The sequence below is a fragment of the Paenibacillus paridis genome (assembly GCF_006345825.1).
In the GTDB taxonomy this organism is placed as follows: Bacteria; Bacillota; Bacilli; order Paenibacillales; family Paenibacillaceae; genus Pristimantibacillus; species Pristimantibacillus paridis.
In genome coordinates this window covers 2079820-2106763 of the sequence record NZ_VCIX01000092.1, presented here as the reverse complement: position 1 = coordinate 2106763, position 26944 = coordinate 2079820, and the positions used below count along the sequence as shown (strand labels likewise).

The following is a 26944-nucleotide window of genomic DNA, read 5'->3' as shown; positions in this document are numbered from 1 at the left end:
TTTAACCAAGGGAGTGTGTAACTTTTGAGCGAAACCTGTGTTCCAACCGGCGTGGGATTAAAAGACACTGGCTTTGGCTATACGTTGTCCTTAATCGGCGGTAAATATAAAATGATTATTATGTATTGTCTGTCTGAAAATAAGGTTATACGGCATAATGAGCTGAAGAGAAGTATTGGCACAATTTCCTTTAAAACGCTAAGCGTCATGTTGAAAGAGATGGAGGCAGACGGTTTGATCCTACGACAGGAATATCCCCAAGTGCCTCCGAAAGTTGAATATTCCTTAACGCAGCGTGGACTTTCTCTCCTTCCATTGTTGGATATGATGTGCGAGTGGGGAGAGAAGAACAGTCCAGAATGTCAAGAAAATGCATTGACGAAGGCATAGATGTTTTTATCAAAAGAAGTATCGCCTAAATAAGGCGATACTTCTTTTGTATAGCTGTATGATTGCTTCTTCCTACATGTGGTCAATAAAATTCAAATAATCTTGTACGCCTTTTTCTAGTTGACTTGCAGAAGTCCCGTTTTCTGTACCATAAAATGCATAAAAAGATCGATAATCCGCATGACAGTATAGCAACGTAGTTTCAAATGGGGATAACAGATTTTCTAGCGTATAACGATATTTCCCCTCTTTGCTATACTCATCTTTTTCAATTCCAGCGGACACAGCTAATGCAGCTTTACGATTCTTTAATTTATTGCCTCCATTAGATCCGTAAGCCCAACCGTAAGTAAAAACATCGTCAAGCCATTTCTTCAGGAGTGGCGGACAATTAAACCAATAAAAAGGAAACTGTAAAACGAGATTTTGATGGGATTCAATTAATTGTTGTTCCTTTTCCACATCAATGTTCCCGTCAGGATAAACCTTATGCAATTCGTGCACGGTATATTTTTCAGGATATTTACGGAGTTCTTCGACCCACCGTTTATTGATGATGGACGTTTCGATGCTGGGATGTGTGACGATAACAAGAGTTTTCAAATGGGTTAACCTCCTTGAGTAATATTACTTCCTGAGTATATAGCGCACGCTTCAAATATGTAAGTATGCACTTTTACTACAGGTACTTACATAAAGGTAAGTTATTAGTTTTGATGAAGCCTTTTATAAGCGGTCGGGGACATGCCAAGCCGGGCTTGAAATACACGGCAGAAGGTGGAATAGGAAGTGAATCCAACTTCATAACAGATCGAGGTAACCGATTCATTGCTGGAGACCAGCAAGCTGCAAGCATGCGAGATTCTAATCTTTTCCAAAAAATTATGAAAGCGGTCACCGCTAAAAACCTTAAACGATGCGCTAATATGAGGGACGCTGAGGTGGAAGCGCTCCGCTAGCGACGCTAGTCTGATGTCCTCACGATAATTTTGATAAACGTAAAGAACGATATCCCGAATGTTCCCCTTTTTGTTGACAGGCATGATTGCAACTCCTGCATCCTTCCTTCGAAAGCACTTGCGTTCCAAGAGGATCAATGCTTCCATTAATTTCATTTTGAACATCCATTGGTTCCAGGCTTGTGAGCTTTGCACTTCCGCATGCATTTTGGCGAAGAGAGGAAGCAGTTCGGCAGCGAGCCCATCATCCAGCGGATAGGAAGGCTCTTCTTCGGTACCGGCACGAAGAAGCAGTTCGTGAAGAGCGCAAGCAAAATCATCGGAGCTGAACAAGGCTTGCAGTCCAATTGCGCCTACATAGAGATGAAGCTCTTGGCCCGGGGGGATTTTAAGCTGATGTACCTGGTGCGGTAATAATAGAGTAAAGGTTCCTGCATGTATTTTGCGTTCGACCCCGTTGATGATCTCCATGCCGCTGCCGCAAATGACATAGGTGTATTCAATGAAATTATGCGTATGCGGAAGAACATCGGCCTTCAGTTTATGGATTTTAAAGGTAAAGGGGAAGCTTCCATGAAGCTCAAGGTCTCCCGGCAGGTTAAATGGAATCATGGAATCACTCGCTTTAAGTGAGATTTATATCGCTATCATAACCCGAAATCTTAAAAAATGAGAGAAAGAGCATAATTTTGATAAGAAGCGCAGCCGCATTCTGATTACAATGAGGAGCAAACCATTGTAACAGAAAGGTTGTTGTCCTAATGAAAAGTTTATTACAGTATGTAAATCCACTGCAAGGAACTGCGTCAAGCTTTCATTTCTCTAATGGAAATACCCTTCCTTGGGTAGCACGTCCATTTGGCATGGCCGCATGGAGCGCCCAAACGGATGAAGCGGGCGGAGGGTGGTTTTTTCATCCCGCGCATCGTCACTTTGAAGGGCTGCGCTTGACCCACCAGCCTAGCCCATGGATTGGGGATTACGGCCACCTAACGATCCTGCCGCAATCCGGTCCTCTCGCTTTATCAGTCTCCAAACGTTCCTCCTCGTTTCGCCAGCATGAGCTGGAGATCAAGCCGGATTATTTTCACATACGCTTGCAACGTTATCGTGCGACGCTGGAGCTGAGCCCAACGGAAAGAGGTGCAGTAATGCGCATCTCGTTCGATGAGCGTAAAGAGGCAAGGGTCGTTGTTGCGCCGTTTAGCGGATCAGCGTCGATGACGATTGATCCGGTCAACAAAAGGCTGACGGGATATACCCGATCGAATTCAGGAGGAGTGCCGGACAATTTCGCTATGTACTTTGTACTGGAGTTTGATTGTGACCTTGATGTGCAAGCAAGTGGCATATTTGATAAGGAGTGCCGTGAATCGTATCGGTTACAGGAGGAGGGAGAACGTATAGGTGCGTTCATTGGACTGCAGCTGCCGCAATCGGGACAGTCCGTTCTGCGAATGGGCACATCCTTTATTAGCATGGAACAAGCACAGCTGAATCTTAATCTGGAAGTGGGAACGAGAAGCTTTGAGGAAATAAGGTCAGAAGCAAATAAAAGCTGGGAGGACACGCTGGGCCGCATACAAATCGAGGATCGTGATGAGCAGAAGAAAAGAACCTTTTACACCTGCTTGTACCGGGTTTGCTTGTTTCCTAGAGTGTGGCACGAATATACAGAGGATGGTCGAAAAATACACTACAGCCCCTATAATGGCAAGATCGTAGATGGAGCGTTATATTGCGATAATGGATTCTGGGACACCTATCGTACCTCTTATCCGTTATTCAGCCTGCTATTTCCCACTCGTCTGGGAGAAATGCTGGAGGGATATGTGAACGCCTATAAAGAAGGGGGCTGGATGCCCAAATGGTCTTCGCCTGGAGAACGCAGCGCCATGCCGGGCACCTTAATTGATGCCGTATTTGCAGACGCTTATGTCAAAGGTATTGAAGGTTATGATAGCAAGGCTGCATATGAAGGCTTGCTTAAGCATGCTCTTCACGCTGCGGAGGATTCTCGCTTTGGCAGGAAGGGGTCTGAAGCCTATAACCAATATGGTTATTTGCCAGCAGACCAATTTCATGAAAGTGTCAGCAATACATTAGATTATGTGTATGGCGATTTTTGCGTTGCTCAATTAGCGAAAGGGATTGGGAAATCAGAAGAATATGATTTATTGATGAACCGAGCCGGAAATTATGCCCATTTGTTAGACAAATCAGTAGGTTTTATGAGGGGGAAAAATACGGACGGAAGTTGGCTTGAATCCTTTGACCCGCTTGAGTGGGGCAGTTCCTATTGCGAAGGAGGGGCTTGGCAATGCAGTTGGGCCGTGCAGCACGATATTATGGGGCTTGCCAATCTTATGGGAGGCAGGGGTGTTCTTTTGGATCGGCTGACTGAGCTGATGACCACAACGCCGGAATTTAAAACGGGCAGCTACGGATTCGAAATTCATGAAATGTCGGAAATGGCCTCGATTGATTTTGGGCAATTTGCCATCAGCAATCAACCCAGCTTTCATATTCCTTATCTATTTGCGGCAATTGGAGCTCCGGCAGAGACGCAATATTGGGTTAGAAAGACGGCTGAGGAGCTTTTCCAAGCAACGCCTGAAGGCCTTCCGGGAGATGAGGACAATGGCAGCTTATGTGCTTGGTATATTTTCGCAAGCATGGGGATGTACCCTTTGTGCCCAGGCGTTCCGGAATATGTCATTGGCAGCCCTTTGTTTGAGCACATGTCTATACAATTAGAGAACGGCAAGCAAATCATCATTGAAACGAACGGCTCTACCGAAGGCAAACCTTACGTCCAAAACATCCATTTGAATAATCAACCGCATCACAAGCTTTATTTTTTACACGATAATCTTAGGAATGGCGCTCACATTCGTTTTGAGCTTATGGACACTCCCGTAAACCTGAATAATGATAGGACAGATGAAGATTTGCCGTTCTCTATGTCCATCAAGCGCTGAATGAGCCTATTTATCCTCTTGTGCACCCTAAGGGTGCACTTTTTATTTAGAGAAGTTCATGATCTTGAAATCGGATCATTTCATTCCTCTATTATTAATGAAATAATGAAGCCGAAATTCAAATTAGAATAAGGTGGTGGGTTTGTTGATAAGAAGATTTTGGTTAACCATCAAGGTAGTACTGATTGTGACGGTTTTATCTGTAGCGATTGGACAAGTCGGGTTAGTCAGCGTACATGCAACTGGCGATGATTATGACGCGATGAGAGAGAAATGGTATGAATTTCTGACAGGGGGAGATGATTATGACACGAATGATTCAGACATTGCATTCAAGATCAACGCGATAAGTCAAACCAACTGGAGCACCTTGAACAAGTCGGCAGGAAGAACTTATCTATGGAGCGATTTGACCAGCACAACGGATTCTTCCCAAATCACTGGCGCTTATTTGCGAATTAAAGGCATGGCTCTGGCTTATCGTACGGTAGGCTCGCCCTTGTTTGGAGACCAAGCACTGAAGGCTGACATTATCGGTGCTTTAGATTGGATGTATGCAAATCGGTATAACGAAAGCAAATCCCAGTACGGCAATTGGTGGGAATGGGAAATCGGTACACCGCTGCATATTAACGACATTGTCGTACTCCTATATGATGATTTAATAAGTACGCCGACTAAAATCACCAATTACATGAATGCGATTGAGAAGTTTTCACCTGATCCGAATCAAGTGAATAACGGTACATTGGTTCCCACTGGGGCAAATCTGATGTGGAAGTGTGTCATCATAGGCTTGCGCGGCGTCATCGTGAATTCATCCAGCAAGCTGACTGCCGCAAGAGATGCGCTGAGCCCCGTATTCGATTATGTAACAACCGGGGACGGTTTTTATGAGGACGGGTCATTTATTCAACATAATGTATACGCTTACAACGGCGGTTATGGAGCAAGCTTGCTGCAAGAGCTTGCAAATGTCTTGTATTTACTAAGCAATTCGCCATGGGAGCCGATTGTACCGGAAGCGAGTCATGTCTATCAATGGATCTATGATTCCTATGAACCGCTTATTTATAATGGTGCAATGATGGATATGACTAGAGGAAGAGTCATATCCAGAAACAGCGAGCAGGATCATGTTGTAGGGCATACTGTCATCTCGTCTATTATACGATTATCCCAGTTGGCGCCTCCCGTGGATGCCGCGAGAATGAAAGCTATGGTGAAGCAATGGATTCAGGCGGATACCAGATTTAATTTCTACAAAAGCGCGAACTTGAGCATCGTTCGTTTGGCGAAGGAGATTGTGGCGGATGCGAGTATTACGCCTCGGGGGGAGCTCGTTAAGGCAAAAGTATTTGCCGGAATGGATCAGGCGGTGCAGCTGCGCCCAGGCTTCGGCTTCGGGGTCAGCATGTCTTCCCATCGGATTGGGAGCTATGAATCGACTAATGATGAGAATTATAAAGGCTGGTATACAGGTGCAGGCATGACTTATCTATACAATCATGATTTGAAACAATACACGGATTATTGGCCAACGGTAGACAAATATCGTTTGCCAGGCACGACAGTTGATACGATGCCGAGATCTGACAGTGAAGGCGCAGGCTTCTTAAGCCCAAGCACGTGGGCGGGCGGTACGGAGCTGCGCGGCGAGTATTCAGCAGCGGGCATGGATTTGAAAGGATATGGAAGCACGCTGACAGCCAAAAAGTCATGGTTCATGTTCGATGACGAGATCGTCGCCCTTGGTGCCGGCATTCATAGTACCGATAACCGGACAATTGAAACAACGGTTGAGAACAGAATGCTGAACACGGCGAGGGTTACGGAAGGTATCGATATGGATTCTCCCGGATCGCTTCCGGTTGGCAGTGAACCGCTGCGCCACAAGGTTATGGGAGTTACGGATAGCGGAAATGACGGCAACTTGCCGGAGAATACGTTTGACAATAACTTAGGCAGCAGATGGTCTTCCTCAGGAGACGGCCAATGGATTCAATATGATCTTGGCAAGACCCAGCAAATTGGTTATATCGGAATGAGCTTCTTTGTTCAAGCAACGCGGTATACCACCTTCGATGTATTGGTATCGGAGGATCTTGCAACGTGGAATCAGGTTTACAGCGGAAATTCGTCCGTTGTTGCCAATGACTCGATTATTCAAGTTTTTGATTTTCCTGATACGCAAGGACGTTATGTGAAAATCGTGGGCCATGGAAATTCTTCTAATCTATGGAACAGCATTAATGAAATTCAGATCTATGCTCCTTGTACGGCTGGGAATATCATCATTCCTCCTACGGTTGCACCGCTAAATTATACGGAAATAACGAGTAGCTTGGCGTCCCCTCAGCTGCCGTCCACTCATGATGGCGATATTCGAACAGCATGGACATCTACGGGCAGCGGGGAATGGTTAAAATATGATTTTGGCAGCGACGTTCAGGTTGGATATGCTGGCCTCAGCTTCCCGTTGGGTCACGAAAGGGAGTATTCCTTTGAGATTCAAACCTCTACGGATGACAATACCTGGTCAACGGTCTACAGTGGCCACAATCAAGGGCTGACATCAGAAATAACGGCTTATGATTTCCCAGATACAAGCGCAAGGTATGTCAAGATTATAGTAAACGGCAATGATCTCGATCTGACGAATAGCATTTCAGAGGTTCAATTTTACGCTCCGTTTGCGGCAGGGGCCGTGTTGGATCCGCTTCACTCCACACAAAAAGTCAAAGGAGACGAGCAGTTCATTGTAGACGGAGTAGTCAAACCGGAAGGTCTCGGCTGGACAGAGGACATGAATAATGTCTCCTATGCTTATTTGGAAGGAACCGGGGGTTATTATTTCCCTGAATCTGAGGATATTAAGGGCTTGAGGAAAGCATCGCAGGGCAGCTGGTCACAGCTAAATAAATCCGGTCCGACGTCAATCTTGACGAAAAACTATCTTACTTTATCGATTGACCATGGCACAAGTCCAGTTTATGAGGACTATGCTTACGTTCTGCTTCCGAATAAGACAGCAGCGCAAACGGCTGACTACAGCGTCAATCCGGATATTGAAGTGCTGATCAACAACGCAAACGTTCAAGCTGTCCATGAAACGTCACTAGGCGTGACAGGAGCGAATTTCTTTGTTCCGAGCACTTTCGGTTATTTAACGGCATCCAATCCGTCCTCTATTATGCTGGATGACCAATCAGGCGTACTGGATGTAGCGGTATCCGATCCTACTCATCTCCAACCGAAAGTTACCTACGAAATCTTTAAGTCTGGCCTCTCCGTGATGGAGAAGGATGCTTCTGTTACGGTATTGCAGCTAAGTCCAACCATCAAGTTTGAGGTGAACACCGGTGATCTGGATGGAAAGTCGCATAAAGTCAAATTTCAATATGACGAAGCCGTGACGGTGCCATTGCCTACGCCGACACCGGATCCCGTACCGCCAGCGCCTGCAGACCCAGGTGTGCTGGTCGACGAGCTTGATGATTTTTCGAAAGTGTTTGCCCGCAGCGCTAACTTGACCTTTGATCGCGGCGAATCGGCAACGTTCAATGGGGATACGTCGCGTGTCATCCGAACGCAGAATACGAGCGAATACTTGGTTTATAAGGCTGCGCCGGGATTAGAAATGAAGCAATTCGCAATGGATGCTTGGTACTGGTCCGGTGAGCCGGTCACCCATTTTGAGTTTTATACTTCACCGGATAATGTGACCTATACGTTGTATACGCCTGATAGTCTGGTTGGAACCACAGGATGGAAGGAAGTGAATTATAGCGGTGACCTCCCGGTAGGCACTCAGTATTTGAAGGTAGTCTATAAGCACATCCAGAGTAAACTTTGGAATCCGCAGATTGGCAAAATCGAGATCATAAGCGAGGCGCCAACTGCTGAAGTGACGGTCGTTGATGAGCTGAACAATTTTTCAAAGATGTTTAATTACAGCGCGAATCTCTATTTCGACTCGTCCAATGCCCCAACCTTTAACGGGGATGCGTCTAGGCTAGCAAGGAGAACAAATACGGAAGAGTATATCGTCTACGCCGCTGCGCCGCAGAGGGATATGAAGCAGTTTTCAATGGAAGGCTGGTTCTGGAAATATGAACCAACCACGGACTTTCATTTTTACGTCTCAACGGACAATGTAACGTATACCCTGTTCACCCCTGATCAAATAACGGTGAGCACTTCTTGGAACGAAGTAAATTATAGCGGGGAGTTGCCGGCAGGAACTCAATATTTAAAAATCGTTTATAAGCATAGCTCTTCCAATACCTGGAACCCACAGATTGGCAAAGTTGTGATTACAAGCGATGAAACATAACTAACGGAAGTTCATGATCTTGAGAATGGATCATTCCATTCAAGCAGCGCGGATGAAATAATAGAAAGTGTAAGGAACATAAATGAGGGGGAGTACAATGAAAGGGCAGCGAAAGTTATTGGCAGTAATCATAAGTATTCTTGTAAGCATGAGCATGGTGGCCGCGTGTTCGAATGGCGCAAATAATGGAGATCCAGCTGAAGTTCAACCTTCGGCAAGCGCTAGTCCAACAAGCTCGAATCAGGAAGATCCGCCGGCAGCGCCGCAGCCAAATGACCGGACGAAATTTGATCCTCCGGTTACGATTACGGCAGCGCTCCAATTAAAGCCCTCGGATAAGCTGAGGAATGGTGATACACCGGAAGATAACCCCATTTCCCGCTGGTTTAGAGATAATCTTGGGATTGTCACGAAGTATAAATGGGTCGTTACCGATTCCTTGGAGACGAAGGTACGCCTGGCGATGACTAGCGGAGAAGAGCTGCCGGATGTCCTTTCTGTATCAGGAACTTTATTTGAGGATCTAGTTGCCTCAGGCAAAATTCAGTCGATCGACGAGGCTTTCGAGAAATATGCAACGGAGAGAGTCAAAGACTCCTATATCAAAAACCCGGAAATTTGGAATTCGGTTAAACGAGACGGCAAAGTATATGGTTTGCCAACCATATCCAATGGAATCGTAGGAGCTACAGTGATGTGGGTTCGTCAGGATTGGCTGGATAAGCTAGGTTTGAAAGCTCCTACCAACATTGCTGAATTTGATGCGGTTATGGAAGCGTTCACTAATCAGGATCCAGATGGAAATAACAAAAACGATACGTACGGATTGGCATTGGGTGGGAATACGGGCTACTATCACCCAACGAGCAACTACATGGCTGATACTTCATTCATATTCGGCCAGGACCAACCCTATTTATGGATTAAGGATGCAAGCGGCAATTTGCAATACGGATCAACCCTTGCAGGCGTTAAGGATGGCCTTGGGAAACTCAAGGATTGGTTCGCTAAAGGATATTTAAGCCCTGATTTTGGAACGCAGGATGCAGCTAAAGCGATGGCAGATTTCACGTCGGGCAAAGCCGGCATCGCATTTGCACCCGGATGGTCCGGAGGCTGGCCGATTGGCACAGCGGTTGCGGAAGCAGAGAAAACGAATCAAGCGCTTGACATTAAGCCATATCCGTTACCGGCTGGCGTGAATGGGGAAGTGGGGCGGCAAGCATCCTTGCCATCCTACGGAACTTATGTATTCAGCAAAGACTTTACCCAAATGGAAGCGATCTTCAAATATTGGGATACGTTGTATGGCTGTGCGATCGAGGATCCGAAATGTCCGTTCGATAAGGGCTACGGCGAAGGGTATGACTACGTATTGAATGACGGCAAAACCGAATGGAAAGACGTTCCGGATGGCATTGTGAGTCTTAATGCGTACTTGATGCTTTCTCCTTCATCCGGAACATCCCCTACCAATGTAATGGAAGGCCCGAATATTTATCAGCGCGTCGCATCAGGGCAATTGGATAATGTCTTTGAGCAGAAACTTGCAGCAAGCAATGGCAAATTGACGATTGATGGTTTCGCCGTAGCTTATGAGCAGATTGCGCAAGACGTGCCAAGCGGATTTTACGGTGCTAACACCGCAACCATGAAAGAGAAGTGGGATCAGCTCTCTACATTAGAAGAGCAAACGTTCCTACAGATCATTTATGGCAAACAACCATTGGATTATTTCGACACCTTCGTTAAGCAATGGAACGATCAGGGCGGCAAACAAATTACGAAAGAAGTGAATGAAGCCGTTGCTAGTTTGAAGTGACATAACGTACATGATTAAGTAGTAAATGCGGAGTGCAAGGCTAATGATTTCACTCCGCATTTGCTTATTCATAATCAAGCACCGATGGGAGAATTACGGGATGAAAATGTATTTTCGAAAAACATGGCCGCTTCATATCTTTCTGCTGCCCTCAGTCTTATTATTAATCATCTTCAATTACATTCCGATGGCCGGATTCTTAATCGGTTTCGAGGATTTTAAGCCATGGCTTGGCATCTTGAAGTCACCCTTCGTCGGCCTGAAGCACTTTAAGTTTATGTTTAATGACCCAACGGCGTTACAGGTGATTTGGAATACCTTCATCATTGCCGTGTTTAAGATCATCATTGGCTCGATCGTACCATTTGCATTCTCTTTATTTCTCAACGAAGTGCGGGTCATGCTGTTCAAAAGAACGATTCAATCGCTTATTTATTTGCCGCATTTTTTGAATTGGGTTATTCTCGGCGGCATTTTAACAGATTTGTTAGCTACTAACGGTTTAATCAATCAACTGCTCGAAGGGCTTGGCCTTAATCGCATCTTTTTTCTGGGCAGCGGGGAGTGGTTTCGGTTCACTTTAGTGACGAGCGATGTATGGAAGGAATTTGGATTCGGCACAATCATATATTTGGCTGCCATGACAGGAATTAACCAGAGTCTTTATGAAGCTGCCGATATCGACGGCGCCAACAATTTCAAGAAGGCGATTCACATTACGATTCCAGCGGTTATCCCGATTGCCATCGTAATCGCTACATTATCTTTAGGGAATATCCTGAATGCAGGTTTTGATCAAGTCTACAATATGTACAATCCGCTCGTTTACCAGAAAGGCGATATTATCGATACGTACGTGTACCGCGTAGGTCTACTGCAAGGCTCGTTCAGCTTGGCTACGGCGGTTGGCTTCTTCAAATCGGTCATTGGGTTCATATTGATCGCTACAACCTATAAATTAGCCTCTAAATATGCCAATTACAGGATTTTCTGAGAGGATATAAAACGATGCTCAAACCTAAAATCTCTAACCGACTTTTTCAGTATTCGAACCATGTGTTCTTATCGATTGTTGCCTTGCTCTGCATACTTCCGATGATTCACGTTCTGGCTGTATCGTTAAGCTCGAATTATGCGACGACTTCTTTTTTGGTTAAGCTATGGCCAATTGGATTCACTCTGGACGCCTACGAGAAAGCGTTGAACAGCAATAATTTTTTAATTGCGTTCAGAGTTAGCGTTCTGAGAACGGTTTTTGGGACGCTTCTCTCCATGACACTTACGATGCTGGCTGCCTATTCAATGTCCAAGGATAATCGGTATTTTCGAGGAAGAACCGTGTACGCCTGGTTTTTTGTATTCACCATGCTGTTTCACGGCGGATTGATTCCGACTTATCTTGTCGTGCAAAAGGCAGGATTAATGAATTCGCTATGGGCATTGATCCTGCCCGTTGCGGTCAATGTTTTCAACGTGGTTCTTATGATGAATTTCTTCCGCGGAATACCTAAAGAGCTGGAGGAAGCTGCCGCAATTGACGGCGCAGGCCATTTCCGCATACTTTTCACTATTTTCTTCCCGATCTCTTTGCCGTCCATTGCTACACTCTCTCTCTTCACGATGGTATTTCATTGGAACTCATGGTTTGATGGCATGATTTATATGAATCAGGCAAATCAAATTCCATTGGCTACCTTCTTGCAGGCTTTGATCGCAGGCTTCGATTATACGCAGATAGGACTCAACCCATCCGATTTGGAGAGTCTATCGGAACGTTCGTTAAAGTCTGCACTCATCTTTATAGGAACGCTTCCCATTTTACTTGTCTATCCATTTCTGCAAAAATATTTTGTGAAGGGAATGACGCTAGGTTCGGTGAAAGAATAACCCGCACACATGCTACAATAGTAGGAAATGGAGTGGGGAGGCGCGATCCTTGAATGTCATTACCAAGGTAATTCTACTTATTGTATTAATTTTGACACCAATCATCGGATTGTATACGTATACGAATCAACAGAGCGTAAGCGTGATTGAAGACCAGATTAATACTAGAAATGAAGAGAAATTATCCTACTTTCTGAATGATATAGAGCGATTACTGGATCAGAATATGATGTATGCGACATTAGCTGCGAAGGATCCCGAAATACGCAACGTGTCCTTTGGGAATTTGCCTCAATCCGGATACGATCGGCAAAATGTTATTCAATCCATTCAGAGCAAGCTCAGCTTGTTCAGCATTACAAATCAAGTCATGAATGTCATCTCGATTTATTTTCCAAAAAGCGATCTATCGTTATCTACGATGTCCTCCGCAATCTTCGGTGAATCGGAAGTGGAAACGCAATACACACCGAATTGGAAGCTGAATAAAGTGGATGTCAATGGCGTGAAAATGGATGCGTTCTCTAGGTATTTTGTTTCGCCTTTTCAAGTTGATCCTGACAATCTTATGAATGCTGATCTTGTGATCCGCGTCGATTTCTTTACGCAAAATATTACCAACCTGCTGGATGGTTTCACCTTGGCCGGCCATAGCGATGCTTTTTTTTATCACAGCCCAAGTGAGGTGGTCTACAGCAGCAAAGCGAATACTAAGCTGATTCAACAAGTAATGGAGACTTATCCGCTTGAACAATATACGAGCGCAGGCAAATCTCGTACCATTGTGAAGATTGACGGAAAAAAATATCTGCTTTATACACTGGGATCCAGCAAGATGGAATGGAGCCTGGTCGATATCGAACCGCTGGACCAAATTTTGCAACCGGTTGTGCTTAGTAGAAATCTATTCTATGTCATCCTATTGCTCTTATTTCTATTCGGAATCGTTTCAGCGTTGTTACTTTACTCTCATATCCAAGTGCCTATCCGTATGTTAATCCGCGGTGTCGAGCAAATCAAAAATAAAAATTTCGCTTATCAAATTAAAAACCGTCGAAAAAACGAGTTCCAGCAGCTCTTCGATTCGTTTAACGGTATGGCGATCGAAATCGATCAACTGCTTAAACGTGTTTACACGGAGGAGGTTCGTTCACGAGAGGCTGTTATGAAGCAGCTGCAATCGCAGATTAATCCGCATTTTTTGTATAACTGTTTGGCCTACATCGTGAATATGGCGAAAATGAACAAAAACCAATCGGTCATCGCTATGGCTCATAATTTAGGAGACTACTATAAATATACAACCCGCAATGAATCGCTTGTCGCTACTTTGCGGCAGGAAATCGACCTCGCTATTAGTTATTTAGACATTATGAATTCTCAACTCGATAAGCTGCAATACACGATCACAATTCCGGACAGCATGCTGGATATGCAAATTCCGAGACTGCTCGTCCAACCCATCATAGAAAATGCTATCGTCCATGGCTTGGAAGAACGGATGGAAGAAGGACAAATCACAATCATAGGACGGGAAGGCCCTGTTTCCAAGCTGATTATCGAAGATAATGGATCGGGACTGACCTCTGATGCGCTGCAAAGGCTTCGCCAAACCATAGGGCAAGAGAATAATATTACGAAGAGAACAGGTCTTTGGAATGTAAATCATCGCTTAAAGTATTATTTTGGAGAGCATTCCGGCATTCACATCGATCACTCTGCTATGGGCGGTTTACGAATCGAACTTTATTGGGAAATAGTCGAGAAGGAGTGAACCGTATGATTTCTTTGTTAATCGTGGATGATCAGAAGCACCAAGTGGATTCATTGGCTACAACGATGCCATGGGAGCAATATGGAATCTCTCAGATTCATACGGCATATAGCGGCCAAGTCGCGTTGGAAATCATTCGAACGCACGCGATTGATATCTTGATCACGGATATTCGTATGCCGGGCATATCTGGGCTGGAGCTCATTCAATTCGTCAATGAGCAAAAAAAGAATATCGATTGTATCTTGCTTACCGGATATGCCGAATTCGAATATGCGAAACAAGCGATAGAGCTGCATGCCATCTATTATTTCATTAAGCCTGTTCGAGACGAGGTCCTGTTAGATGCGGTCAGCAAGATCGTGGACAAGCGCCAAAATGAGCGGAAGCAGCATCAAATATTTGAATATGCGACGTCTATTGTGCATCAGAACCTTCCTTTATTGAAAGAAAACCTGCTGCTTGATGTGCTGCAAAATACAGGCATTTCGATGAATCAATTAACGGAAAAGCTCGATATGTATCGGATTCCCTTCCCTTACGGTCATCAAGTGAAGATGGTAGCCATTAAATTAGATCCTTATTTCTACGAATCTTATGGCGCGGCGGATATGAAGCTGTTCCAGTTTGCCGTTCTGAATATGGCGGAGGAGCTATTTTCAGTTTCCTATCATATTTGGGGATGCAAAGCACCGCAGGGGCATTTGATTATGCTGCTGCTTCCTAAGACAAAGGATGAGGAGACCGCCATACATTGGAATGACGAGCAGGAGCATAATTGGCTCACGCTTGCCAATAGGCTTACGGAAAATGTCGATTATTATTTAAAAGGGCAAATTACGACCTATGTTGCTAACCCGGCGCAATTTCCAGAGGAGATTCCTGCTGCCTATTCATCCCTCCTATCTATGCTAATGAAGTCCAATCAGCAGCGGGGAATGATTATTTCAGCGCCTCAGCTAGGCACCGATCGGGCTATGAAGCCTTTGCGCTCCCTATATGAGCAACCATTGCTCATTCGGTTAATGGATACCCGGGATCGGGAGAAGCTGAATCATAAACTTTCGGACATTTTCAGCGAACTGGAGCATTCCCAATCGGATTCACAAGCGCATCTACGCGAAGCGTACTTGCATTTGTTAAGCAGCTTCACGTACCTCGCACACAAGAATGGCAAAGTGCTGGAGGATATCGTAGGGTCGGCCTCCAGTCGCGCGGAACATAATGCGATTCACTCAGCAAAGCTCTTGAAAACGTGGAGTCTTGTCATCCTAGATGCTTTATTTGATGAGGGGTCTTTGCAAATCGATGATAATCATCGTCAATTGGTGAATAAAGTCCACTCCTATATTGAGCAGAATCTTGGAGAAGATGTGACGCTTCAATCGATTGGAGATTCCGTTTACTTGAATGCAATTTACTTATCTCAAATTTATAAGGAAATTACGGGAGAAAATTTAAGCGAATACATCTTGCGTGCCCGTATGGAGAAAGCAAAGATTTTATTGGAACAGTCGTCCTTTAGAATCTATGAGATTACGGAGCGGGTAGGATACCAAAGCTCACAGCATTTCATCAGAACGTTTAAAAAATATTATGGGGTTACACCTGAAATCTATCGAAAAAGATAGTCTTCACTGTAACTTACCCAGATGGGCTTGGAGAAGGGAGGAAGCAGATGCGTACAAAGACGGATTGGGTAGAACAAGCTTGGCAGAAAGTCATTCTAAAAATAGATCGGACGAGCAAATCCATAGGGGCATCGTTCCCGAATGGATCGGCAAATGGTCGGTACGAGCGAAGTTCACCTCATGATTGGGTAGCCGGATTTTGGCCGGGCCTGCTGTGGTTAGTTTACCGGGAAACGAAGAAGGAGCCAATGAAACTACTTGCTATGGAATGCGAACGGCAAATCAGTCAGACGCTCTGGGAATTTGATCCATTGCATCACGATGTTGGTTTTATGTTTGGCTTAAGCAGCATGAATCAATACCTGATCTTGCAAGATGAAGATGCCAAGCGCCATGCGTTAATGGCTGCAAGCTTGCTAGCTGGAAGGTTCAATCCTGTAGGCGGGTTTGTCCGCGCATGGCCGAACTGGGGAGGAGAGGATCACAGCGGTTGGGCAATTATTGACTGCCTGATGAATTTGCCGCTTCTCTACTGGGCTTCCCAGGAGATTGACGATCCCCGGTACCGGCATATTGCATCCTTGCATGCAGATACGGTGCTTCGAGAATTTGTTCTTTCCGACGGATCCGTTCACCATATCGTAAGTTTCGATCCGGAGACAGGCGAGCGAATTGAGGCACTGGCAGGACAAGGCTATGCCAAGGATTCAGCTTGGGCAAGAGGAGCTGCGTGGGCATTATATGGATTTGCGCTCTGTTATTGCTATACGGGGAAAGAGGATTATATGAAAGCTGCCAAGCGGATCGCGAAATTTTATATCGATCATTTGCCGGCGGATAAAGTGCCTTATTGGGATTTTCGAATGCCGAATGCTAGCAACGCTGTCCCTAGAGATTCCTCCGCTGCTGCAATTGCTGCTTCAGGTCTATTGGAACTTGCTATACTACTGCCGGGGGAAGAAGGGGCGGAGTATAAGCTGGTAGCTGAAGAGATCCTTCATTCCTTGTATGAGAATTATGGCGCATGGGAGCTGGATGAGGAAGGATTGCTGCTGCATGCAACCGGTTATTTCGATAAAGGCATCTATGTGGATGCACCGCTCATTTATGGAGATTATTATTTTGTAGAAGCATTGCTAAAGCTTAAAAATTCGGGAAATTCAAAAACAAAATAGACGGAGAGGATTTGTGAAATGACAACAAAACGAATGGACATCGTAAAACCGGGCTTCTTTGCCACTACAGCTGCAGCGGATAGCCGAAGAGGAGAATTTGATATCGGCAACGAAATTCTGATTGCTCATAAAGTACCCGTCGATTTTGTATTTATCGGAGATTCTATCACTCATATGTGGGAACTTCATACCTACTTTGGCCGCGGCGGGCAATTCATTGTAAATCGCGGAATTGGCGGAGATATAAGCAGTCATGTATTAAGAAGATTTGATGCCGATGTTATCCAACTCAAACCGAAATACGTTGCAATCAAAATCGGCGTAAACAATTTCTGGGCTTTGGATGGCTGGACAGCATTAGACCGGAAACCGGCAGATCAAATTATTGCGGGGCTTGTTGATGATATTCGGCAAATGGTGAAGAGTGCTCAGGAGAATGGAATTACGCCAATCGTTTGTTCGGTGCTGCCTACGTATATGCCGCAATCAGGAAACAATGATATTCGCAATGCGAGTATCGTCGAGGTAAATCGTCAGCTGAAAGTGCTGTCTGAAGAGAAAAATGCCATTTATGTCGATTATCATTCACTTATGACGGCTGAAGATGGCGTGCGGCTGCGCGATGGACTTGCCGACGACGGACTTCACCCTCACTTGCTTGGTTATGATATAATGGCAAGTGCACTAATTGATACTATGGAACAAAAAGGTATTCATATGAGTGTCTAGCTAGAGCTTATAGTAATGTTCAAAATGGGATTGAAAAAGGTTTGGCTTTATGCTAACATAAGCTCCAATATAAATTGCGATGAAGAGAAAAAAGTACGAGGGCTCTTATGTCCAGAGAGCAAAGGGAACGCTGAAACCTTTGCCATAATCCTTTTGTACAATGTCGTCTCGGAGCATTTGAACCGAAAGTCGTATCCAGTATGGATACGATCTGTAGGCTCAAACGGAATGGCACACGTTACCGTGCGGCAGGTAAGGGAAACCTTACCTCTTGAGGCTGAAATCGCAAGATTTTCGGCAAATCAGGGTGGTACCACGAAATGTTCCCCTTTCGTCCCTATAGGCTTGGCAGCAGTATGCTGTCGCCCAAGGATGAGAGGGGTTATTTGCATTTAAACCTATATTAAGCGATGAAGAGAAAAAAGTACGAAGGCTCTTATGCCCAGAGAGCAAAGGAAACGCTGAAACCTTTGCCATAATCCTTTTGTACAATGTCGTCTCGGAGCATTTGACCCGAAAGTCGTATCCAGTATGGATACGATCTGTAGGCTCAAACGGAATGGCACACGTTACCGTGCGGCAGGTAAGGGAAACCTTACCTCTTGAGGCTGAAATCGCAAGATTTTCGGCAAATCAGGGTGGTACCACGAAATGTTCCCCTTTCGTCCCTATAGGCTTGGCAGCAGTATGCTGTCGCCCAAGGATGAGAGGGGTTATTTGCATTTAAACCTATATTAAGCGATGAAGAGAAAAAAGTACGAAGGCTCTTATGCCCAGAGAGCAAAGGAAACGCTGAAACCTTTGCCATAATCCTTTTGTACAATGTCGTCTCGGAGCATTTGACCCGAAAGTCGTATCCAGTATGGATGCGATCTGTAGGCTCAAACGGAATGGCACACGTTACCGTGCGGCAGGTAAGGGAAACCTTACCTCTTGAGGCTGACATCGCAAGATTTTCGGCAAATCAGGGTGGTACCACGAAATGTTCCCCTTTCGTCCCTATAGGCTTGGCAGCAGTATGCTGTCGCCTAAGGATGAGAGGGGTTATTTATATTCAAGGAGGCATTTTCATGGAAAAAGGATTGATGTCGACGCAACATTCCGTTCAACAATCGGATGATTGGATTACGGGATCTGAGGCTCTTTTGCGAGGTTTGTTATCGGAAGGCGTGGAGTGTGTATTTGGGTATCCTGGAGGAAATGTACTTTATATCTATGATGCCATGGTCGGCCATCCGGATTTCAAGCATATTTTGACTAGACATGAGCAAGGAGCTGTCCATGCGGCGGATGGCTATGCACGGTCGACAGGGAAAGTAGGTGTGTGTATTGCCACCTCTGGACCGGGAGCGACAAATTTAGTGACCGGAATTGCTACCGCTTATATGGATTCGGTTCCGCTTGTTGTGATTACGGGGAATGTTTCAACAGCGTTGATGGGGACCGATGCGTTTCAGGAAGCGGACATTGTTAGCATGACCATGCCGATAACGAAACATAACTATTTGGTGCGTGACGCAGACGATCTCCCGCGAATCATCCACGAAGCATTTTATATTGCAAACTCTGGGAGGAAAGGGCCGGTCTTGATTGATATTCCCAAAGATGTTTCCAATCAAAAAATCCGCTTCCAACCATCGAATAGACTAAGCATTAGAGGCTATACAGGAGCTCCGAGCATAAACCCAATGGAGACCGAACAGTTAATTCAGGCAATTGCTGTTGCTGAAAAACCTGTCATTATTGCCGGTGGCGGCGTGGTGTATTCCAATGCATCCGCCGAGCTGCTATCGTTTGTGGATCAAACGAAAATACCAGTGGCATCTACATTGCTTGGTTTGGGCGGATTCCCGAGTGGTCATCCCCTTAGTCTCGGGATGCTTGGCCATCATGGCACGTATTCAGCGAATATGGCTATTCAAAATGCAGACCTGATTATTTCCATCGGTTCACGATTTGATGACCGGGTGACGATGAAAGTCGATGGTTTTGCGCCGCATGCCAAATTAATTGCCCATATCGATATTGATCCTGCTGAAATGAGTAAAAACATTAAAACGAATATTGCTTGTATCGGCGATATTAAAGCTGTCCTAAGCTATGCGATTCCGAAAGCTAGACCTTCTCAATCCGGCCGTTGGATTCATGAAGCTCAAGAAAATAAATTAAAGTATCCATTACGCTACGAGGATTCCGAGAATGAGCTGAAACCGCAATTTGTTATTGAAATGATCAGTGAAACAACGCGCGGCGATGCGATTATTACGACTGATGTAGGCCAGCACCAAATGTGGGTAGCCCAGTTTTACAAATTTAATCGCCCGCGTTCACTCATTACATCTGGAGGGCTTGGAACGATGGGATTCGGGTTTCCAGCTGCAATCGGTGCACAGATCGGAAATCCGGATCGGCTTGTGGTATCTGTGAATGGTGACGGAGGCATGCAGATGTGTGCTCAAGAGATGGCGATTTGTTCCATTCATCAAATTCCAGTTAAAATTGTCGTTATTAATAATCAAGTTCTCGGTATGGTTAGACAGCAGCAGGAGCTCATGTACGACAAGCGTTATAGCCAGATCGATCTTGCTGGAAGCCCGGACTTCGTAAAATTGGCAGAAGCCTACGGAATCAAAGGACGGAGAGCAACGACAAAAGCAGAGGCTTCCCTCATTTGGAAGGAAGCAATGGCAACGCAAGGGCCTGTGCTCGTTGAGTTTGTTGTCTCGAAAGATGAGAACGTATATCCGATGGTTCTTGCTGGAACTACGTTAGACCAAATGATTATGGGGGACTGACGGGTTCCTATGGCTTAGTATTTCGGAACTCTGCAAAATTGCCAATGGGTATGGAGCAGCGAGCTGTTATTTTATGAAGAGGAGTGGTAGACATTACTCTTTTGCAGTGGTGTTTAACCAGCTAATTCCATTAAAAATCATGGGTAACACTCTCTTTGACAAATCAATAGGGGATTCGCTTCTTCCCCCGATATTCCACTGAAAGGTTATGCCATAGAGTGACCAGCAGAGCATGGTGGCTGTAAGTTCTAACTTATTCGAATCTGTTTTTTCTGATTCTCGTGATAGGAGTTGAAGAATGAATTTTTCTAATTGAATTTTAATGTTTTTTTCATTGATGGGTGCAACGGAATCATATTTTTTGACGCAGCGGTTGGTTGACTCGTGGTAATCGCACAAAGAAATAATGAGCTGCTCAATGGTTTCCTTCGTCAACATGGCGTCGGCATCAACTCTCTTGATAATATAATCCAAAAAAGTACCCGAAAAAAGCGCGTCAAGCAGTGCATACTTATCAGGAAAATGCGCATAAAAAGTAGCTCGGTTAATCGTCGCTTTCTTCGTAATATCACTGATGGTAATGGCATTAAAGTCCATTTTATTCAGGTTCTCGACGAAGGCATCCAATATGAGTTGACGCGTTCGAATAACACGCGGATCGGTAGGATTGGGAGTGAATAGGCCAGTCATTTTCTAATACCTCCTTTCAGCAAAGCAATTGATGCCTCTATTATAACAGGTGTTGCTTTCTCGACAACTGTTTTTCTGGGTTAACCAACAATTTTCAACTCCTTTCGTTTAAGCAACAAAATGGTGAGTTTGTCGGTTGAATGACCTTTCTAACCTTGCTAATATTTCATTCATCCCCCATTGCATAGGTAGTGTAATTCATGCAGTGAAGCAGGCGATAAAATATAAATAGTGGAGGTTCCATTTATGAATAATCAGCAGCAGAAAGGCCATTCAACAGATCTTCTATTTCAGCCGTTTTCCCTTCATTCGTTAGCCTTGCAGAGTCGAATTGTGATGGCTCCAATGTCTAGAGGTTTTTCTCCAAATGGCGTGCCAGGGCCGGATGTAGCTGCCTATTATCGCCAGCGTGCAGAAAATGGCGTCGGTCTCATCGTTACGGAAGGTACCGTGATTGACCATCCCGCTGCGACTAGCGAGACGAGTTTGCCGGCTATCTATGGAGAATCTGCTTTGAACGGTTGGGCGGAAGTGGTCAGACAAGTTCATGATGCCGGCGGTAAAATATTTCCCTAGCTATGGCATATGGGCATGGCGCGCCCGCTAGGATCTCAGCCCAATTCAGAGGTGCTCTCGATTGGTCCATCCGGGCTTGATTTGGAAGGTAATCAAGTCACAGAGCCAATGACGGAAGAAGAAATCGCGATAGCTATACAAGCCTATGCAAGCGGAGCGGCAAATGCGAAACGAATCGGCTTTGACGGAATCGAGCTTCACGGCGCTCACGGTTATCTCATTGACCAGTTCCTCTGGGAGAAAACAAATCAGCGAACAGACCGTTATGGTGGCGATATCATCAGACGTGCTCAATTTGCTATCGAAGTGGTTGAGGCAGTCCGGGCTGCAGTTGGCCCCGATTATCCGATTGCATTTCGACTATCGCAATGGAAAATGAACGCTTACCAAGCAAAGCCGTTTGAAACGCCGGAACAACTAGAGCAATTGCTGAGCGTGCTGGTCAAAGCAGGCGTAGACATTTTCCATTGCTCCACTCGCCGCTTCTGGGAGCCTGAATTTGCAGGCTCCGATCTTAACCTCGCTGGATGGGTAAAGAAATTGTCGGGTAAAACGACGATTACGGTAGGTTCGGTTGGCCTTGATAACGAATTTACTAGCCTTTACACCGAAGGCAAAGGGGCAGGCCAGAAAGATATAGATGATCTACTTGAAAGACTGAACAACAATGAGTTTGATCTGGTGGCCGTCGGACGAGCACTTATCGCCGATCCTGCTTGGGCTGTGAAAATACGAGAAGGACGAATGGATGAGCTTCTACCCTTCACTCCAGAAGCACTTAGTACTCTTATTTAACCTATTTTAAATAAACATACACTCCAATAATTCAGGCAATCGCCGATATTGGAGTGTTTTTTTGCATTCCATCCCTATACAAGCCGAATGAATCTATTCAATTATAAAAATATGTCATTTTATTTCTGGTAGCGAGAGGTAATATGGTAAGATAGTGGCAAGTTAAGAGAAGGTGAAGCGGATTATGAATCATCAATACGGCATGGTGAATATGCAACGAACGAGGCACTCATGAAAACATCTAAAAATAAGATTAGGCTCAGTCATATCATTTATTTAGCATTGTTTATTCTTATCCTCGTTTCCGTACGATGGAGTTGGCAAGATTGGCTTTCATTATCTAATCCTCCAACGGTGAAGCAAGGCTTGCTTGATTTAAGAGGCATAGATCTTGAGAATCAAAAATCGATTCCAATAGATGGGGAGTGGTTATTTTACCCTGGTCAGTGGATCGGTTCAACTAATTTTGTTGACGCTTCACATGATCAAATGCTGCAGGTTCCGGGCAACTGGAATACTGCATTTCAGCCTGCCCAAATGGATAGCTATGGATACGGTACCTATTATGTAAGGATTTTGCTGGACCGTCCGTTATCGGAGCCGCTAAGCATATGGTTTCAGTCGATCTACACGGCCTCCCAAGTCGAAATTAATGGGGAAGTGCTGGCGAAGTTCGGCGTGCTTGCCGAATCCAAGGAGAAACATGTATCGGAAACCAAATCTTTTATGGTCACCTATGCACAGAAGGATCAGATGGAACTCAACGTATTCGTACGGGCAGCAAACCAAGAGTCACCGCTCCAAGGTGGCATCGTTCGGTCCGTACAATTTGGCACACATGAAACGGTTAATAAGGTTTATTTGTATTCGATTGCCTTTCAGCTTATCGTTTGCGTCATTTTTATGCTTCATGCGATGTATGCGCTAATCATATATTTAATGAATAGGCGAAAAAAAGAGTTTATTGTATTTTTCTTTTTGATGGCAGCATCAGCCATGACGGTTGCGGTTAATCATCATGGGCTATTGTTTATGTGGATGGACACGAGCTTTGCATGGATGTTGAAGATAAAAGCATTCGCCTTCATGTGGTTCTCTTTTTTCCTCTTGCTGATGGGAAGAGGTCTTGGCGGTATAAGAAGAAAAGGCGTGCTTTTGTATGAATACATCTTCCTGCTTATTGCCTTTACCTTATTTATTGCCATTGCCCCGGCGGAAATGGTGCTGTATTCACTTGAAAAAGAACACTATATGATCCTATACTATGTTCCTTTGTTTTGGACGGCCTACTATTTCATGCGGATGGTGCTTAATAGGGGAGAAGGGGCATTATTCCTGGTGTTCTCTGTCGTATGCGTTATCAATAATATTTTGTGGGGGACGGTGTATTATGCGGGTACCTCTCAATTTATGTTTTATCCGATTGATTTGATAGCTGCCATTACGAGTTTCTCTGCCTATTGGTTCAAAAGATATTTTAATAATTCCGATGAAAATATGCAGCTTAATGAACGATTGGCTGAGGCTAATCAGCTTAAGGATCGTTTTCTTGCGAATACGTCTCACGAATTGCGGACGCCTCTGCATGGCATTATGAACATTGCCCAGAGCGTACTGACTCGAAAAAAACAAGTGCTTGATGAACAAAGCCAGCGCGATATGGAGCTGCTTGTCATGGTCAGTCGCCGGATGTCGCATATGCTAAATGATTTGCTTGATGTCGTACGATTGCAGGAAAAAAGAATTTCGGTCCGTTTGACAAAGGTAAACGTGCAGTCTGTAGCTGTTGGCGTACTGGACATGCTTAGGTTTTCGAGCGAAGGTACAAAGGTTGAGTTGCGCATGAATATACCGGAGGACCTGCCGCATGTAGATGCAGACGAGGAACGCTTGGTACAGATTCTTATTAATTTGGTGCATAATGCACTAAAGTATACGCAGAATGGCTTTGTAGAGCTGTCAGCAAAATATGAAAAGGGCCAAGTGCTGCTGCAAATCAGGGATACAGGTGCTGGAATGGATGAAATCTTGCAAAAGCGCGCGTTTATCCCCTATGAACAGGGCTCTACTGACGGGGGAGGCATGGGGCTTGGGCTTAGCATTTGCAAAGAGCTGGTTGAATTGCATGGCAGCAAGCTGCTCTTACAATCGCAGCCAGGAGAAGGAAGCGTGTTCAGCTTCAAATTAGCAGTGCATGAAGAGCGTTCGCAGCCTTCTGTACCTTTATTGTCAACTCCTGCAGAAATGGATTCGGAGGCGTGGTCGGCGGCTTTAGTTAAGATTGCAACGGAGACTGCCGCTATGGTTGCTGTCAGCACTACAAGTCAGGAGCTTGATCACATCTCGAAGCTCTCCAGCGCAGTCGACCAAATTCGTGTGCTAGCTGTTGATGATGATTCTATCAATCTCAAGGTACTTACCCATATCTTGTCTACAGAAAATTATGATATCGGAACTGCCAATTCTGCTGGTGAGGCACTAGATAAACTGCATCAAGACCAGTGGGATCTTGTGATTGCTGACGTAATGATGCCGGGAATGTCAGGGTATGAATTGACCCGATTGATCCGAGAACGGTATACGCTTTATGAGCTGCCTATTATTTTGTTGACGGCCCGCAGCGAACCGGAAGACATCTATACGGGGTTTCGTGCAGGAGCCAACGATTATGTTACCAAGCCAGTGGATGCCATGGAGTTGAAATATCGCGCATGGTCGCTGTCGTCGCTGAAACAGGCCGTCAATGACCGCTTACGCATGGAGGCTGCTTATTTGCAAGCGCAAATCCATCCTCATTTTCTATTTAATACACTGAATTCGATTACGGCACTCAGTGAGATTGATTCAGACAAGATGAGGAAACTTGTAGAGGCTTTTACGTTTTATTTGCGCATTAGCTTCGACTTCTTGACCGCTGGCAAGCTGGTTTCACTCTCGCGTGAGCTTCAACTGGTGGAGAACTACCTGTACATTGAACAGCAGCGCTTTGAGGAACGGCTGCAGATCGAATGGGACGTAAAATGGGAGAGGGACGATGTGCTGATTCCGCCATTAACGATCCAACCGCTAGTGGAGAATGCGGTTCGGCATGGCATTTTAAGTAAGGCAAAGGGCGGCACTCTGAGCATTCGAATAAAGAGTGAAGCAGGCGCTATTCGTGTTACAATATCGGATACGGGTATCGGAATGAATGGGGAACAAGTGGCGAAGCTGCTATCTCCGGTGGGCAAAGAAGAACGTGGCATTGGTTTGTTTAATACGCATAGTCGATTAACCCAGCTATATGGCCAAGGGCTGCATATTCAAAGTGAGCCTGGCGAAGGAACAGCGGTGTCGTTTACCATTCCGGTTAAGGATTAATGGATATTAAAGAAAGAAAATGGATACAGGTTGACCGTTTAGTTTAATCAATGCATAGTGGAGTAACTAATACCTTACAAGCAAGAAAAAGGAATGCCTAGGCATTCCTTTTTTGTCGTTATACAGATGATGGTTTCGATATTAAGCTGCCTATCTGACAAGCTCAATGAACTTCGTTGCAGCGCTAGAGAGCGGCATGTTGCGCATAATCATTGTTCCTACTTGGGAAGGAGGCAGCTGCACCTCTAACTGGATTTCAAAGAGCGAGCCTTCTTCCAGCTCCTTGGAGACAAACTCTCTAGTCACATAGGAGATTCCGAGTCCTTTCCGTGCAAACTCAATGAGAAGATCGACGCTTCCGACCTCAATTTCGGGCTTGAGCTCATAGCCATAGCCTTGAAACAATTCCGTAATGGCCATTCGGGCGCGACTGTTGCGCGAGAATAAGATAACGGGATATGCGAGCAACATATCGAGCGAAATCGCCACACCCTTAAGCTCTGAAAAATGAGCCCCCGCGACAAAACAATCCTGAAGCTGTATTCCTTCTCTAACCTCGAGCTGAGGATCAACAATCGGCATACGGACAACACCAAGATCAATTTTGCCTTCTTTCAAGAATGCAATGACTTCTGGCGTGGTGCCATGAATCAGCTGCAGCTTGATGCCGGGGTGGCTCCGATGAAACTCTTCCAAATACGGCAGCAAATAATGCTTAAACAGTGAATCGCTACCGCCAATTCTAAGCTCGCCGCTGTCGAGATTTTTTAGCGCTGCGAGTTTTTCCTCCCCCAACGAAATGAGGATTTGCGACTTTTCAATATAGGAGTAGAGGATAGCCCCTTCCTGAGTTAGGGAAACGCCTTTGGAGTTTCGGTAAAACAAAGTGATGCCAAAGCTGTCTTCCAGCTGTTTGATGGCATGACTGACGCTCGGTTGGGTGATGTACAAGGATTTGGCAGCTTGTGTCAGGCTTCCTGTCTTCGCGGCCCAATAAAAAACCTTATATAACTCATAGTTGTTCATAGACATGGTCTATAGCTC

15 protein-coding genes, 2 pseudogenes and 3 other annotated features are annotated in these 26944 nt (G+C 45.1%); of the genes and pseudogenes, 13 read left to right on the top strand and 4 right to left on the bottom strand.

Going from position 1 to position 26944, the window contains the following annotated elements; translation table 11 throughout:
• Positions 1 to 24 precede the first annotated feature (24 nt).
• Positions 25 to 390: a winged helix-turn-helix transcriptional regulator gene (locus tag FJQ58_RS31260; protein WP_139999652.1), complete on the top strand. Its 366-nt coding sequence runs from the start codon at positions 25 to 27 to the stop codon at positions 388 to 390.
• Positions 391 to 462: 72 nt separating this feature from the next.
• Here FJQ58_RS31260 and FJQ58_RS31255 read toward each other — a convergent pair whose 3' ends face one another.
• Positions 463 to 993 (bottom strand): NAD(P)H-dependent oxidoreductase, encoded by a 531-nt coding sequence (locus FJQ58_RS31255; RefSeq protein ID WP_139999650.1) that lies wholly within the window; start codon positions 991 to 993, stop codon positions 463 to 465.
• Between the two features lie 104 nt (positions 994 to 1097).
• Positions 1098 to 1961, bottom strand: a complete 864-nt coding sequence (locus FJQ58_RS31250) for an AraC family transcriptional regulator (protein WP_139999648.1) — start codon at positions 1959 to 1961, stop codon at positions 1098 to 1100.
• Positions 1962 to 2104: 143 nt separating this feature from the next.
• On the opposite strand from FJQ58_RS31250, the pseudogene FJQ58_RS31245 reads away from it, so the two are divergent.
• From FJQ58_RS31245 to ilvB, 10 genes and pseudogenes are all read left to right on the top strand, one after another.
• Positions 2105 to 4330: pseudogene (locus tag FJQ58_RS31245) on the top strand (GH92 family glycosyl hydrolase); the annotation flags it as partial.
• Positions 4331 to 4475: 145 nt separating this feature from the next.
• A complete protein-coding gene (locus FJQ58_RS31240; RefSeq protein WP_139999644.1) occupies positions 4476 to 8666 on the top strand; it encodes a polysaccharide lyase family 8 super-sandwich domain-containing protein in 4191 nt (1396 codons plus the stop codon).
• A gap of 97 nt (positions 8667 to 8763) precedes the next feature.
• A complete protein-coding gene (locus tag FJQ58_RS31235) occupies positions 8764 to 10488 on the top strand; it encodes an extracellular solute-binding protein (RefSeq protein ID WP_162341887.1) in 1725 nt (574 codons plus the stop codon).
• A gap of 100 nt (positions 10489 to 10588) precedes the next feature.
• A complete protein-coding gene (locus FJQ58_RS31230) occupies positions 10589 to 11482 on the top strand; it encodes an ABC transporter permease (RefSeq protein ID WP_139999640.1) in 894 nt (297 codons plus the stop codon).
• A gap of 14 nt (positions 11483 to 11496) precedes the next feature.
• Positions 11497 to 12375: a carbohydrate ABC transporter permease gene (locus FJQ58_RS31225; protein ID WP_139999638.1), complete on the top strand. Its 879-nt coding sequence runs from the start codon at positions 11497 to 11499 to the stop codon at positions 12373 to 12375.
• 49 nt (positions 12376 to 12424) lie between these two features.
• Positions 12425 to 14149: a sensor histidine kinase gene (locus FJQ58_RS31220; RefSeq protein ID WP_139999636.1), complete on the top strand. Its 1725-nt coding sequence runs from the start codon at positions 12425 to 12427 to the stop codon at positions 14147 to 14149.
• Between the two features lie 5 nt (positions 14150 to 14154).
• A complete protein-coding gene (locus FJQ58_RS31215; protein WP_139999634.1) occupies positions 14155 to 15780 on the top strand; it encodes a response regulator in 1626 nt (541 codons plus the stop codon).
• Between the two features lie 47 nt (positions 15781 to 15827).
• Complete coding sequence (locus tag FJQ58_RS31210; protein WP_139999632.1) at positions 15828 to 16955, top strand: glycoside hydrolase family 88 protein; 1128 nt, start codon at positions 15828 to 15830, stop codon at positions 16953 to 16955.
• 18 nt (positions 16956 to 16973) lie between these two features.
• The gene (locus FJQ58_RS31205) at positions 16974 to 17684 is read left to right on the top strand and encodes a GDSL-type esterase/lipase family protein (protein ID WP_139999630.1); all 711 of its coding nucleotides are present in this window, start codon (positions 16974 to 16976) and stop codon (positions 17682 to 17684) included.
• 70 nt (positions 17685 to 17754) lie between these two features.
• Positions 17755 to 18026: a binding site (T-box leader), on the top strand.
• Positions 18027 to 18085: 59 nt separating this feature from the next.
• Positions 18086 to 18357, top strand: a binding site (T-box leader).
• 59 nt (positions 18358 to 18416) lie between these two features.
• Positions 18417 to 18688 (top strand) — a binding site (T-box leader).
• Between the two features lie 66 nt (positions 18689 to 18754).
• Positions 18755 to 20479: a biosynthetic-type acetolactate synthase large subunit gene (ilvB, locus tag FJQ58_RS31200; RefSeq protein WP_238404409.1), complete on the top strand. Its 1725-nt coding sequence runs from the start codon at positions 18755 to 18757 to the stop codon at positions 20477 to 20479.
• A gap of 93 nt (positions 20480 to 20572) precedes the next feature.
• Here the strand turns inward: ilvB and FJQ58_RS31195 are convergent, their stop codons facing one another.
• Positions 20573 to 21169 (bottom strand): TetR/AcrR family transcriptional regulator, encoded by a 597-nt coding sequence (locus tag FJQ58_RS31195; RefSeq protein WP_139999628.1) that lies wholly within the window; start codon positions 21167 to 21169, stop codon positions 20573 to 20575.
• Positions 21170 to 21415: 246 nt separating this feature from the next.
• On the opposite strand from FJQ58_RS31195, the pseudogene FJQ58_RS31190 reads away from it, so the two are divergent.
• Both FJQ58_RS31190 and FJQ58_RS31185 read left to right on the top strand, forming a co-directional pair.
• Positions 21416 to 22540 (top strand): annotated as a pseudogene (locus FJQ58_RS31190) (NADH:flavin oxidoreductase).
• 231 nt (positions 22541 to 22771) lie between these two features.
• Entirely contained in the window at positions 22772 to 25900 is a 3129-nt protein-coding gene (locus tag FJQ58_RS31185) for a hybrid sensor histidine kinase/response regulator (protein WP_139999626.1), read from the top strand.
• 150 nt (positions 25901 to 26050) lie between these two features.
• On the opposite strand, the gene FJQ58_RS31180 is transcribed toward FJQ58_RS31185, so the two are convergent.
• A complete protein-coding gene (locus tag FJQ58_RS31180) occupies positions 26051 to 26932 on the bottom strand; it encodes a LysR family transcriptional regulator (RefSeq protein WP_139999624.1) in 882 nt (293 codons plus the stop codon).
• Positions 26933 to 26944: the final 12 nt, after the last annotated feature.